Source organism: Aliivibrio sp. SR45-2 (assembly GCF_963890165.1).
In the GTDB taxonomy this organism is placed as follows: Bacteria; Pseudomonadota; Gammaproteobacteria; order Enterobacterales; family Vibrionaceae; genus Aliivibrio; species Aliivibrio salmonicida.
In genome coordinates this window covers 46,632-59,001 of record NZ_CAWPRC010000088.1, presented here as the reverse complement: position 1 = coordinate 59,001, position 12,370 = coordinate 46,632, and the positions used below count along the sequence as shown (strand labels likewise).

Here is a 12,370-nt window from a genome sequence, read left to right as displayed (position 1 = left end):
GTAATAAGTCGAATTATCAAATCAATAATCTTCAAGGATATTACATTAAAGGCTATGTTGTAGAGTCTTTTTTTTGACGATTGTTCACTATTGCTTGCTTATCACACAATCACTTGCGTGTTAGTATGGTTTTATATTTATCAACAACGAGATTTTTATGTCCCAATACCTTGTAATTACTGCGGTCGGAACTGACAGACCTGGTATCTCGAATAAGGTGACTCGCCTCGTCACTGAATCAAGCTGTAATATCATAGATAGCCGTATCGCATCTTTTGGTAATGAATTCACATTGATCATGTTGTTGTCAGGAAGCGCGAATGCCGTTTCTCGAATTGAAAATACCTTACCTTTATTAGGTCAACAACACGATCTAATAACGATAATAAAGCGCACATCGCCTCATCAAGAAAGAGACACTTTCTATACGATTGATGCGTTTGTTGAATCGGAAGATCGTCCGGGCTTAACCGAGAAGTTTACTGATTTCTTAGCCAACAGAGACATTGATCTAAAAACACTGAGTGCTCAAACATTAAAGAAAGCAACTAACCAGAATTCGTTTCAAATTCAAATTACAGCTGAGATTTTTCAAGAATGTCATATTATGGAAATCCAAGAAGAATTTGAACATCTATGCTCAACATTAAATGTCAGCGGAAAAATCAATTTTTATAAAAACTAAATATACCGTCAACGTTAAGGAAATATTATGATCACACCATTAGCGACAGGCTCTCCTGCACCAGAACTCTCTCTTTTGGATCAAAATGGAGAGACTATTTCTCTTTCCGATCTAAAAGGAAAAAAGGTTTTATTCTATTTCTATCCAAAAGCAATGACACCAGGATGTACTGTTCAAGCTCAAGGCCTTAGAGATGTAAAAGCAGAATTAGATGCGCATAATGTTGTCGTGTTAGGCGTGAGCATTGATGCGGTGAAACGCTTAGGTAAATTCATTGAGCGTGACCAATTAAACTTTACGTTACTGTCTGATGAAGATCACTCGGCTGCGGATGCTTTTGGTGTTTGGGGTGAGAAAAAATTCATGGGCAAAGTGTATGACGGTCTGCACCGCATTAGTTTCTTAATTAATGAAGATGGCGTTATTGAACACGTCTTCACTAAATTTAAAACCAAAACACACCATGAAGTCGTTCTGGATTATTTAAACGAAAAATAAGCATTTTTAAAGACGAGAAATAAAAAAGGCGGCGCTCATCAAAGCACCGCCTTTCTTTTATCTAATAATAATTATTACGCTTTTTTAAAGACTTCATCGGTTGCTGGCAGTGCTTTCCAAACCGCTTTAACCAGTGTCGCTAATGGAATCGCAAAGAATACCCCCCAGAACCCCCACAACCCACCAAACACTAGAACTGACACAATGATCGCCACAGGGTGAAGGTTTACCGCTTCAGAGAAAAGAACAGGCACCAACACATTACCATCTAATGCTTGAATAATAGCGTAAGCAAGAATTAGCCAATAAAAATCGGGGGTAAGCCCCCATTGAAATAACGCAACAATTGCAATTGGAACCGTTACAGCAGCGGCACCAATATAAGGAATTAACACAGAAAACCCAACCATAACGGCAAGTAATAATGCGTAACGCAGATCCATAATAAAGAAGGTAGCGTAGCTCACTGTTCCTACAATAAGAATCTCAACGACTTTGCCACGAATATAGTTACTAATTTGTTCATTCATTTCAACCCAAACCTTCGTCGCTAGACGGCGATTTTTAGGTAAGATATTGCTCATCGTTCTGACCATTTCATCTTTATCTTTTAGTAAGAAGAAAACGAGTAATGGAACCAAGATAAGATATACCCCTAATGCGGCTAAACTTATTAAAGAAGATAATGACCCTTTAACCATCGTTTCTCCCATGCCTAATACTTTGCCACGTACGGTGTCTAATAACGTATCAATGGATTGAGGTTGGATGAATTCAGGATAACGATCAGGCAAGCTTGATAATAAACTGTGTAACCCATTAAACATGGATGGTATGTCATTAATTAGATTACCAACTTGATTCCAAATAGTAGGAACAAGGCCAAACACCGCCAATAGCATCAGGCTAATAAAAAGCAAAACAACAAACATAACGGCAAGCGTTCTTGGTAAACCAAACTTACTCAGCTTTGCGACTGGCCATTCAAGTAAATAAGCCAATACAATCGCAACCAATAAAGGCGCAATTAAATGTCCAAAGAAATAAATAGTAATAAACCCGACGACTAATATTGCCACTAGGCTAACGGCATGAGGATCGGAAAAACGACGTTTATACCATTGAGTAACCATGTCTAACATATTAAGTTCTGCTTCTCGTTACGGTTAAAAAAGAACACGGTTCAGCTTGCTCTAGATGAGTATGGAAAGAGGATTGCTGAAAGTATGTCATCATATCCTGTAAAGACACTTTGTCGACGACTTTAATGATTAATTTTTCGCTGTCTATTAAGCGGTGACTTGCACGCTTAGCCAATAATAAAGACATAGGACAACGGTGTTTTGATAAATCTAAGTACTGGGTTTCCATTCGACGACTCGACTATAGATATGATAGATTCCATGTATAGAGAGTATAAGTCACATAATTATGACAGAAAAGAAACCAATAACAGATTTGCTACTCTTATAATATTAAGATAAGCAACCTCCACTCTCATTACAGATATCCATCTCTTTCATAGTGGAATGTTATTAAAAGGATTTGTGAATAATACATGTTCAAATTAAAAAAGCTGGCCAGTAGTTTACTCATTGCCTCATTGCTAACAAGCTCACTACCTGCTAGTGCAAATAACGATTTAGATTTGCCTGAAATAGGAACCACAGCAGCGGGTACTCTGACCATAGATCAAGAACTGGTTTATGGTGATGCGTACATGCGGATGCTCCGTGCTAGCCAACCAGTCATTAATGATCCAGTATTAACTGAATATGTTCAAAATCTAGGCCACCGCTTAGTTGCTAATGCCAGTGATGTCAAAACCCCTTTCCACTTCTTCTTAATCAATAATAGAGAAATTAACGCCTTTGCTTTTTTTGGTGGTTATGTTGCGTTGCATTCAGGATTATTTCTATACGCACAATCGGAAAGCGAATTAGCCTCGGTGGTTGCTCACGAAATTGCGCATATTACACAGCGTCACCTTGCTCGAAGTATGGAAGATCAAGCTCGACGCTCACCAGCAACGATTGCAGCACTTGTTGGCTCTTTATTATTGGCGATTGCAGCACCAGAAGCAGGCATTGCCGCGATTCATGCAACAACCGCTGGAGCAATGCAAAGCTCAATTAACTATACAAGAAGCAATGAAAAAGAAGCCGACAGGTTTGGGATTGATACACTCGCAAAATCAGGATTTGATGTAACGGCAATGCCACGATTTTTCTCACGATTAGCCGACCAATATCGATACGCAAGTACACCACCACCAATGCTTCTAACTCACCCCTTACCCGCAGACCGAATAACAGACAGCCGAGCTAGAGCACAACAATACCCAATGCGCCGTGTAAACACATCACTGCGATACCAACTTGCTCGCTCTCGTATCGTCGCTCGCTTTGCTGGTATTGATAGTAATGCCGCGCTTGATTGGTTTTCTCGTAAATCAAAGTCGGCTAAAGTCGATCAAAAGACAGCCATCGAATACGGTAAAGCCTTAGTTTATATTGATTCAAACCAATATGATAAAGCCACACCAATAATGTCAACGTTACTCAAAAATGATCCTCTGAATACGTTTTATATTGATGCAGCTACCGATTTAGATCTGTATACAAAGAAAAATGAACAGGCGATAAAACGCTTAGAAAATGGATTAATTCATCTGCCCAACAACCCAGTATTAATGATTAATTATGCCCATGCTTTATCTGAATCGGGGAAAACGCCTCAAGCGGTTCGAATTCTTCAACGCTACACTCATGACCACCCGAAAGATCCGACTGGATGGCAATTACTCTCTAAAGCCTACCATGATGACGGCAGCTCTGATGGAGAATTAGCAGCAAGAGCTGAAGTTTATGCGCTTAAAGGCATGTGGAATAAAGCGTTAAGTAATTACACACAAGCAAGCCAACTCGCCGAGTTGGGCAGCTTAGATCAAGCTCGATATGATGCAAGAATAGATCAATTACGCCTCTCTAGAGAAAGATTCAGCACGTTATAACGAAAGAAAAATAAAAAGGAAAACTTATGTCTGTTGTTATTTATCACAACCAAAAATGCTCTAAAAGTCGTCAAACCTTGGCTTTATTAGAAGAAAAAGGAATCGTACCAGAGGTCATAAAATACCTTGAACAAACACCAAGTATTGATGAGTTAAAAACACTGTTCTCTCAACTAGGGTTCAGTTCTGTTCGAGAGATGATGCGAACTAAAGAAGATATTTACAAAGAACTAAACTTAGGTGAAGACGCATTAAGTAATGAACAATTATTTGAAGCGATGAACGCGAATCCAAAACTAATTGAACGCCCTATTGTTGTTCATAATAACCACGCTAAAATAGGTCGCCCACCGGAACAAGTTCTGGATATTTTATAGCTACTAGTAAGGAAGTGAACATGGACGTCGTTGAGTTAGGATCGCAAACAAAACGTTACCGTTTGCTGGCTCTTTTCTGTAACTTATCGTTATTGATTTTTGTCATGCTATGGCACAGTGTTATTTCCCCGCATCCTCAAATCAATCCTTATGGGTTGATGATTGCTTGGATGATACCGCTGCTATTGCCATTAAAAGGCATTTTAGAAGGGAAGCCTTATACTCACGCATGGGCTAATTTTATATTAATGTTTTATTTCCTTCATGGATTCACCTTATTATGGGTCGATGAAGGAGAGCGTTATTTGGCGGTAATAGAACTCATTCTTACCTCTGGAGCGTTTATTGGAAACATTTATTACGCTCGTCTACGAGGAAAAGAGTTAGGTTTAAAACTTAAACTTTTATCAGAAGTTGAAAAAATAGAAAAAGCCAGTTACGCAGAAAAAAAACAAGATTAATCTGTATGTTTTCTATTGTATTTATCGTCTGATAATTGAATAAAAAAGGCGGCCATAAGCCACCTTTTTTATTGAGTCAATATTATTTACTTCTTCAGTTGATAAGCGTGTATCACTGGTGTGTCTGTTTTTTGATTAACGGGGTCTTTATCACTTGCTATCACGGCATCCGGTTTTGATGCATCAACAATCGTAGATTTATTTACTGACGTCGTATCTGTAACATTGTTCTGTTCTGTTACACCGGCATCCACATTAGCGTCTATCGTATTATTGTTAGAGGTAATCACCTCTTCAGGAACCACACTAATTCTTGTATTTCGGCTAAGCAATTCCGCATTAAATTGCGCCCAATCACCAAGTAAATTCAATGTGTAAATAACTTTATCACCTTGAATACTATCCACCTGAACGCTAGCAACTGAATTCAATTGCTTCAGTTGTTTTTCTAACGTGAAGAACCCTTCAGTAGAGTGAATGCCTGCAATTGAAATCATTTCCGATTGACTCACTGTCGTGCCTAGCTTCTTAGAATACGTATCAGCAAAATAATCACTAACATCATTAATCATATCAGAAAGCTGTACAGCACCAGAAGCCGTACCTTCAATTGCTTTTTTCGAGGTTTTGACCAAGTATTGAGGCGTAGTATCAAAAAGATCCCACGATAAACTATTACCACGAATTTTTACGACTAAAATGGCTTGAGGGTTATAGCGCTCACTCGCATCTGCAATCGGTTTTTTAAAACTACCCCACAGATCAGGGATCTCAATAGAGGTCACATCATCAAAATCACCGACAGGGAATAAAACAGGTAAGCCTCGATCATAAGCCGCTTGTTTGATTCTAGTGATTAAATTGCTATCCGATTGTTCCCAAATAATACTACGTTGGTAGTTATATTCATTTACGATCCAAACCAATACTGGCTTACGTGGTGCTTCCCAAATACTTTGCTCAGATTGAGTCAGTAAATGCGTCACCATTTTTGGGTTATACCCTAATTTCATACCGCGAGGGGCATCTTTATGGTCAACAAAACTCATTTGAGTTACATAACGATCGCTTTGTGTCAGTGCTTTTTTTATTACACCGTTATTAGCGATGTCTCTTTGACCTGATACTTTAATTAGTACATTAACCAAGCCTTCTGTCTTTGCCACACTTTCAGCATTATCAGAGGCAGTTAACTGAACTTCAGTATGATAGATATCTGCTTGTTGCTGCGCCCACACAGGCCCCGCAACCATAAAGATTAATAAACAAAAAATACGTAACATCAAACAACCTATAAATACTTTTATAATTTACCGCTGATAATAAGGGCTATCCCCTTATTCAGCAAGGATTCGAATTGACTCAGATCTAACTTTCAAGTTATTAGAGTGATACTTTGTGTAAAAGTTTTATTTTTTCACGATTAAAATCAAGATATTTATTATTATAAAAGTGATAGAATCCCTCAAATTCACTACTGGAAATAGTAATGCTATACAATTTATTCCAAGGTTTTCAGATGCTTTTTGTTGCATTTGGTGCCCTTGTTCTTGTTCCTCTTCTTACTGGACTCGATCCTAACGTCGCTCTTTTTGGTGCCGGTGTTGGTACTCTTCTTTTTCAACTTGTTACTCGTCGTTCAGTGCCTATCTTCCTCGCGTCTTCTTTTGCTTTTATTGCTCCTATTATTTATGGAACCCAAACATGGGGGATCCCAGCAACAATGGGTGGCCTAATGGTTGCCGGTTTAGTTTATGTTGCGTTAGGTGCCGTTATTAAAGTGAAAGGGGTCGCTTTCATTCATAAATTACTGCCTCCTGTTGTTGTTGGCCCTGTAATTATGGTGATCGGCCTAGGCTTAGCGCCAACAGCGGTTAATATGGCGTTAGGAAAAACAGGCGATGGTGGATTTCAATTAGTTGATGGCCAATTGGCTTTCTGGATTGCCGCTGCATCATTATTTACCACAATTGGGGTAAGTGTTTTTTCAAAAGGGTTCTTTAGATTATTACCTATTCTCTCAGGCATCATTGTTGGCTACTCATTAAGTTTACTTTTCGGCATCGTTGATTTTACGCCAGTACAACAAGCCGCATGGTTTGCAGTACCCAACTTCACTTATCCTGAATTTAACATTAATGCCATTCTATTTATGATACCCGTCGCCATCGCCCCTGCGGTTGAGCACGTGGGTGATATGTTGGCAATTTCAAATGTAACCGGAAAAGACTACCTTAAAAAACCAGGCTTGCACCGCACCATTACTGGTGATGGCATTGCAACCATGGCAGCCTCTCTTATTGGCGCGCCACCAAATACAACTTACAGTGAAGTGACTGGTGCGGTAATGCTGACTAAAGCGTTTAATCCAGTGATCATGACATGGGCTGCCGTCTGTGCGATTGTTTTGGCTCTTGTGGGTAAATTAGGCGCAATATTACAAACTATTCCAGTCCCTGTAATGGGTGGCATTATGATCTTACTGTTTGGTTCAATCGCGACGATTGGTCTAAATACTCTGATTAAAAACCAAGTTGATTTACATAAAGCACGTAACTTAACCATTGTTGGCGTTACCTTGGTATTTGGTATTGGTGGTATGGCTGTGGGTATTGGCGATTTTAACTTACAGGGCGTAAGTCTTTGTGGGATTGTAGCTATTGCTCTTAATTTAATTCTTCCTGATGACTTAGGTGAAAACCATGTTGTTGATAATACACAAATGGAAGATGATAAATAAATCTAAGGTCTAGACCTAGGGTAAATAAAAAGGATTGATGGTTACCCATCAATCCTTTTTTAATACTTAAAGCATCCAGTAAATATAATTACTTAATGGTGCAGATTACTTAGTACCGAAGATCTTATCACCAGCATCACCAAGACCTGGAATGATGTAACCTTTATCATTCAACTTCTCATCGATAGCCGCAGTATAAAGCTCAACATCTGGATGCGCTTTTTCTAATGCAGCAATGCCTTCAGGAGCAGCAACAAGAACAAGAATTTTAAAGTTCTTACAGCCTTTCTCTTTTAAAAGATCAAGCGTTGCGATCATAGAACCGCCAGTCGCTAGCATTGGATCAACAACTAAGGCAATACGCTCATCGATGTTAGACGCTAACTTGTTAAAGTAAGGTACAGGCTCTAACGTTTCTTCGTCACGGTAAATACCAACAACACTGATACGCGCACTTGGGATGTGCTCAAGAACGCCATCCATCATGCCAAGACCTGCACGTAAGATTGGCACTACCGTTACTTTTTTACCTTTAATTTGGTCAACTTCAACAGGGCCGTTCCAGCCATTGATAGTTACTTTTTCTGTCTCAAAGTCTGATGTTGCTTCATAAGTAAGTAAGCTACCTACTTCAGTTGCTAATTCACGAAAACGCTTAGTGCTGATATCGCCTTCGCGCATTAAACCAATTTTATGTTTTATTAGCGGATGTTTTACTTCAACAACTTTCATTTCTGACTCCAGATACATTAATCAAACCTTTCAATTATACATACTTTTCATATAAAAAATGACTACACATTAAAATAATTTATGCCGTCATTCTCAAATAACTAACTTACTCATTTTTAATTACAAAATTTCTCCAAATTTCCTTACGCAAACGTTTCCCTTTTTACATTGTGCTGTTAGAATGGCGCGGATTTTTGAAATCCAACCTATGGCGAGGACACCACCGTGAGCGACAACAAAACTTCTCTTAGCTACAAAGATGCTGGCGTAGACATTGATGCTGGTAATGCACTTGTTGATCGAATTAAAGGCGTAGTGAAACGTACTCGTCGCCCAGAAGTTATGGGTGGCATTGGTGGTTTTGGTGCGTTATGTGAACTTCCAACGAAATATAAACAACCTGTTTTAGTTTCTGGTACTGATGGCGTAGGAACTAAACTTCGTTTAGCTTTAGACCTAAACAAGCACGATACGATCGGTATCGACTTAGTGGCTATGTGTGTAAATGACCTAATTGTTCAAGGCGGTGAACCTCTGTTCTTCCTTGATTATTATGCAACAGGCAAACTCGATATTGATGTCGCAGCTCAAGTAGTAACGGGCATTGGTGAAGGTTGTATTCAAGCTGGTTGTGCATTGATCGGTGGTGAAACGGCTGAAATGCCAGGCATGTATGAAGGCGAAGATTATGATGTTGCTGGATTCTGTGTCGGTGTTGTCGAGAAAGAAGACATCATTGATGGCACTAAAGTCGCTGCAGGTGATGCATTAATCGCTGTAGGTTCAAGTGGCCCTCACTCAAATGGTTATTCATTAATTCGTAAAATCCTTGAAGTATCAAATGCGGATCTTACAGAAGAATTAAATGGCAGAACGATTGCAGACCATTTAATCGAACCAACAAAAATCTACATTAAATCAGCACTTAAAATGATTGCAGAGCATGATATTCATGCTATCTCTCATATTACGGGTGGCGGTTTCTGGGAAAATATTCCACGAGTACTTCCTGAAGGAACTAAAGCAGTTGTTGATGGTAAGAGTTGGGAGTGGCCTGCTATCTTTAACTGGCTACAAGAAAAAGGCAACGTAGATACCTACGAAATGTACCGTACCTTTAACTGTGGTGTTGGTCTTATTGTTGCCCTTCCTAAAGAACAAGCAGAACAAGCTGTCGCATTATTGAATGCGGAAGGCGAAAACGCTTGGGTTATTGGCGAAGTAGCAGCAGCAGAGCAAGGCGAAGAACAAGTTGAGATCCGTTAATCGGGACTTACAAACTTTGAACTAGTTCATAAAGAATAAATAAAAGGTGATCAATTATTCGGTCACCTTTTTTATATCTGTAATTTGTGTTCGAATGGTTCTCATTAAACAATAACTAAAAAAGATTATGATGAAGAATATTGTTGTATTAGTTTCAGGAAACGGCAGTAACCTACAAGAGTTTATCGATGCTTGTGGTAACAAAATTCCAAATGCACGCATCTCTGCGGTTATTTCAAATAAAAGCGATGCTTATGGACTACAACGTGCAATTAATGCCGGTATTGACGTACACAGCTTAAGTGCTGCGGGCTATGAAGATCGTGAGCAGTACGATATCGCACTATCTACTCTTATCGATCTTTATCAGCCTGATTTAATTATTCTGGCCGGTTTTATGCGTATTTTAAGTGCAGATTTTGTCTTACGTTATCAAGGTAAGATGCTGAACATCCACCCCTCTCTCCTACCTAAATATACAGGATTACATACTCACCAACGTGCGATTGACGCCGGAGATGAAGAACATGGTACAAGTGTTCATTTTGTCACGCCAGAGCTCGATGGAGGTCCTGTTATTCTTCAAGCAAAAGTGCCTATTTTTGATGAAGATACTGCTGAAGATGTCGCTTTACGTGTTCAAGCTCAAGAACACGTCATTTACCCTATGGTTGCTAATTGGATTATAGAAGAGCGTTTAATAATGACAGATGGAAAAGCAGTTCTTGATGGAGATGTGCTAGGAACATTTGGATTAGAAACAGAAGAGTAAGATAATATCACTTAGTAAAAACGTCATCTTAAACCATAAGATGACGTTTATATTTTATTATGTATTTACTGGACACTCAGAAGGTGGCGGCGCCATATCAAGCACCGTATCGTGGTTTCCGGCACTTAGTTCGCCAAAATGAAACAGAGCATATTCACCCACTTTCATTTTATGCCATTCTTCATTATCAGTCAGAGGTTGAGTTGCAATCACTGACACGACATCGTTTGGTGTTGTTTCTTTATGAAAGTCGATGGTCACGTCTTCATCAATCAAAGAAGCTTGTCCAAAAGGAGCTCGTCGAGTGATCCAATGCAAATTATTCGAGCAATACGTCATTACGTATTCACCATCACTCAATAGCATATTAAAAACACCAAGCGCTCTTAGTTGATCACTGCATTCTGAAATATATTCAAACATCAGCATCATATCTTGGGGTGGTTCTGGATACTTTTCTTCAAGCTGGTTTAATAACCAACAAAAAGCACGTTCACTGTCTGTTTCACCGACAGGACGAAAGCGCCCAGTCGATAATTCATCGAACCCTGTAAGCTGTCCATTATGTGCAAAAGTCCAGTATCGCCCCCATAATTCACGCGTAAAAGGATGTGTATTTTCTAAATTCACCTCCCCTCGGTTAGCTTGTCGAATATGACTCACTACTGCATTACTTTTTATAGGGTAGTCTTGAACCAATTCTGCAATTTTAGAATGACAACTTGGTTTAGGGTCTTTAAATGTACGAAATCCTTTCCCTTCATAAAAAGTAATCCCCCAACCATCACGATGCGGACCGGTATTGCCGCCACGTTGAACTAAACCTTTAAAACTAAAACAAATATCCGTTGGTATATTTGCACTCATTCCGAGCAATTCACACATTCTTGCGTTACTCCTTTATTCGCAATTCAATGGATTATTTTTCCATTTCTTTTTCAATCAGTTGAATCACTATATGAATAATTTTGATGTGGATCTCTTGAATACGATCGGCGTACCCAAAATGTGGAACACGAATTTCCACATCAGCAAGACCTGCCATCTTTCCGCCATCTTTACCAGTCAGTGCAATGGTCTTCATGCCTTTTTCTTTAGCCGCTTCAATCGCCTTTAAAATATTGGCCGAGTTACCCGAAGTCGACAAACCAAATAACACATCACCTTTTGAACCAACCGCTTGAGTGTAACGAGAAAATACATGGTCATAACCAAAATCGTTACTAACACAAGATAAGTGGCTTGGATCTGAAATCGCGATACCAGGATAACCTGGGCGATTTTCACGGTAACGACCCGTTAATTCTTCCGCAAAATGCATTGCATCACAGTGAGAGCCACCGTTACCACACGACAATACTTTGCCGCCTTGTTTAAATGAATCAGCAATCGTTTTGGCAGCTAGCTCAATTTGAGCAAGGTTTTTATCATCAGCTAAAAAGTCATTCAGTACTTGAGCTGCTTCTGTTAGCTCAGAACGGATCAGATCTTGATAAGACATAGGATTCTCTCTTTATTATATTCCCTAATGGGGTTCATCTCAGTGTACCTATCCCAGTAAACCATTTAAAGCAATTCACTTCATATTTCTTCTACACACCACAAATTCCTAAAACCGTAGGAAATAAAAGTAGAGTTCACTCACTCTAATTAGCAATTTGTTTATTAATTACCCAAGCTAGATCACTTTTTAACCATTATGTAGATTTACTTTTTATTAACATTTGTTCTACACTAAACTTAACTGGTTAGACCTCTTATCAGAAAGAGCTTTAAACAAACAATAACATTACGACCGAGTATCGTAATCAATTCTGTTCCTACAA

14 protein-coding genes are annotated in these 12,370 nt (G+C 39.1%); 8 read left to right on the top strand and 6 right to left on the bottom strand.

Features of this window, described 5'->3' with window-relative positions; translation table 11 throughout:
- Positions 1-157 precede the first annotated feature (157 nt).
- Both AACV33_RS04135 and bcp read left to right on the top strand, forming a co-directional pair.
- Positions 158-685, top strand: a complete 528-nt coding sequence (locus tag AACV33_RS04135; protein WP_012550873.1) for a glycine cleavage system protein R — start codon at positions 158-160, stop codon at positions 683-685.
- Between the two features lie 27 nt (positions 686-712).
- A complete protein-coding gene (bcp, locus tag AACV33_RS04130; RefSeq protein WP_182699915.1) occupies positions 713-1,183 on the top strand; it encodes a thioredoxin-dependent thiol peroxidase in 471 nt (156 codons plus the stop codon).
- A gap of 74 nt (positions 1,184-1,257) precedes the next feature.
- On the opposite strand, the gene AACV33_RS04125 is transcribed toward bcp, so the two are convergent.
- Together AACV33_RS04125 and AACV33_RS04120 are read right to left on the bottom strand one after the other, a co-directional pair.
- Positions 1,258-2,325, bottom strand: a complete 1,068-nt coding sequence (locus AACV33_RS04125; protein WP_012550875.1) for an AI-2E family transporter — start codon at positions 2,323-2,325, stop codon at positions 1,258-1,260.
- A gap of 1 nt (position 2,326) precedes the next feature.
- A complete protein-coding gene (locus AACV33_RS04120) occupies positions 2,327-2,554 on the bottom strand; it encodes a sulfurtransferase TusA family protein (protein WP_017021203.1) in 228 nt (75 codons plus the stop codon).
- Positions 2,555-2,741: 187 nt separating this feature from the next.
- On the opposite strand from AACV33_RS04120, the gene AACV33_RS04115 reads away from it, so the two are divergent.
- Genes AACV33_RS04115 through AACV33_RS04105 form a run of 3 tightly spaced genes read left to right on the top strand, consistent with a single transcriptional unit; the run spans position 2,742 to position 5,034 of the window.
- Complete coding sequence (locus AACV33_RS04115; RefSeq protein ID WP_017021204.1) at positions 2,742-4,196, top strand: beta-barrel assembly-enhancing protease; 1,455 nt, start codon at positions 2,742-2,744, stop codon at positions 4,194-4,196.
- A gap of 26 nt (positions 4,197-4,222) precedes the next feature.
- Positions 4,223-4,573 carry an arsenate reductase (glutaredoxin) gene (arsC, locus tag AACV33_RS04110; RefSeq protein ID WP_017021205.1) on the top strand — a complete coding sequence of 117 codons (351 nt, stop codon included), beginning with the start codon at positions 4,223-4,225 and terminating at the stop codon, positions 4,571-4,573.
- Between the two features lie 20 nt (positions 4,574-4,593).
- A complete protein-coding gene (locus AACV33_RS04105) occupies positions 4,594-5,034 on the top strand; it encodes a DUF2069 domain-containing protein (RefSeq protein ID WP_182699914.1) in 441 nt (146 codons plus the stop codon).
- Between the two features lie 86 nt (positions 5,035-5,120).
- On the opposite strand, the gene AACV33_RS04100 is transcribed toward AACV33_RS04105, so the two are convergent.
- A complete protein-coding gene (locus AACV33_RS04100; protein WP_182699913.1) occupies positions 5,121-6,317 on the bottom strand; it encodes a DUF2066 domain-containing protein in 1,197 nt (398 codons plus the stop codon).
- Positions 6,318-6,523: 206 nt separating this feature from the next.
- On the opposite strand from AACV33_RS04100, the gene AACV33_RS04095 reads away from it, so the two are divergent.
- Positions 6,524-7,774, top strand: a complete 1,251-nt coding sequence (locus AACV33_RS04095; protein ID WP_017021207.1) for a uracil-xanthine permease family protein — start codon at positions 6,524-6,526, stop codon at positions 7,772-7,774.
- Between the two features lie 105 nt (positions 7,775-7,879).
- Here the strand turns inward: AACV33_RS04095 and upp are convergent, their stop codons facing one another.
- Positions 7,880-8,506: a uracil phosphoribosyltransferase gene (gene upp / locus AACV33_RS04090; protein WP_012550882.1), complete on the bottom strand. Its 627-nt coding sequence runs from the start codon at positions 8,504-8,506 to the stop codon at positions 7,880-7,882.
- Between the two features lie 225 nt (positions 8,507-8,731).
- On the opposite strand from upp, the gene purM reads away from it, so the two are divergent.
- Both purM and purN read left to right on the top strand, forming a co-directional pair.
- Entirely contained in the window at positions 8,732-9,772 is a 1,041-nt protein-coding gene (gene purM / locus AACV33_RS04085) for a phosphoribosylformylglycinamidine cyclo-ligase (RefSeq protein WP_017021209.1), read from the top strand.
- Between the two features lie 130 nt (positions 9,773-9,902).
- On the top strand, positions 9,903-10,544 hold the full coding sequence (gene purN, locus AACV33_RS04080; RefSeq protein WP_175365434.1) for a phosphoribosylglycinamide formyltransferase: 642 nt from the start codon (positions 9,903-9,905) through the stop codon (positions 10,542-10,544).
- A gap of 57 nt (positions 10,545-10,601) precedes the next feature.
- Here purN and AACV33_RS04075 read toward each other — a convergent pair whose 3' ends face one another.
- Positions 10,602-11,429, bottom strand: coding sequence for a class II glutamine amidotransferase (locus tag AACV33_RS04075; RefSeq protein WP_012550885.1), 828 nt, complete (start codon positions 11,427-11,429; stop codon positions 10,602-10,604).
- Between the two features lie 34 nt (positions 11,430-11,463).
- Complete coding sequence (lpcA, locus tag AACV33_RS04070) at positions 11,464-12,045, bottom strand: D-sedoheptulose 7-phosphate isomerase (protein WP_012550886.1); 582 nt, start codon at positions 12,043-12,045, stop codon at positions 11,464-11,466.
- Positions 12,046-12,370 lie beyond the last annotated feature (325 nt).

Coding starts and splice junctions, on each gene's coding strand:
- bcp (WP_182699915.1), top strand. CDS start 713: ATGATCACACCATTAGCGACAGGCTCTCCTGCACCAGAACTCTCTCTT.
- AACV33_RS04125 (WP_012550875.1), bottom strand. CDS start 2,325: ATGTTAGACATGGTTACTCAATGGTATAAACGTCGTTTTTCCGATCCT.
- AACV33_RS04100 (WP_182699913.1), bottom strand. CDS start 6,317: ATGTTACGTATTTTTTGTTTATTAATCTTTATGGTTGCGGGGCCTGTG.
- AACV33_RS04115 (WP_017021204.1), top strand. CDS start 2,742: ATGTTCAAATTAAAAAAGCTGGCCAGTAGTTTACTCATTGCCTCATTG.
- AACV33_RS04120 (WP_017021203.1), bottom strand. CDS start 2,554: ATGGAAACCCAGTACTTAGATTTATCAAAACACCGTTGTCCTATGTCT.
- arsC (WP_017021205.1), top strand. CDS start 4,223: ATGTCTGTTGTTATTTATCACAACCAAAAATGCTCTAAAAGTCGTCAA.
- upp (WP_012550882.1), bottom strand. CDS start 8,506: ATGAAAGTTGTTGAAGTAAAACATCCGCTAATAAAACATAAAATTGGT.
- AACV33_RS04105 (WP_182699914.1), top strand. CDS start 4,594: ATGGACGTCGTTGAGTTAGGATCGCAAACAAAACGTTACCGTTTGCTG.
- AACV33_RS04075 (WP_012550885.1), bottom strand. CDS start 11,429: ATGTGTGAATTGCTCGGAATGAGTGCAAATATACCAACGGATATTTGT.
- lpcA (WP_012550886.1), bottom strand. CDS start 12,045: ATGTCTTATCAAGATCTGATCCGTTCTGAGCTAACAGAAGCAGCTCAA.
- AACV33_RS04135 (WP_012550873.1), top strand. CDS start 158: ATGTCCCAATACCTTGTAATTACTGCGGTCGGAACTGACAGACCTGGT.
- AACV33_RS04095 (WP_017021207.1), top strand. CDS start 6,524: ATGCTATACAATTTATTCCAAGGTTTTCAGATGCTTTTTGTTGCATTT.
- purN (WP_175365434.1), top strand. CDS start 9,903: ATGAAGAATATTGTTGTATTAGTTTCAGGAAACGGCAGTAACCTACAA.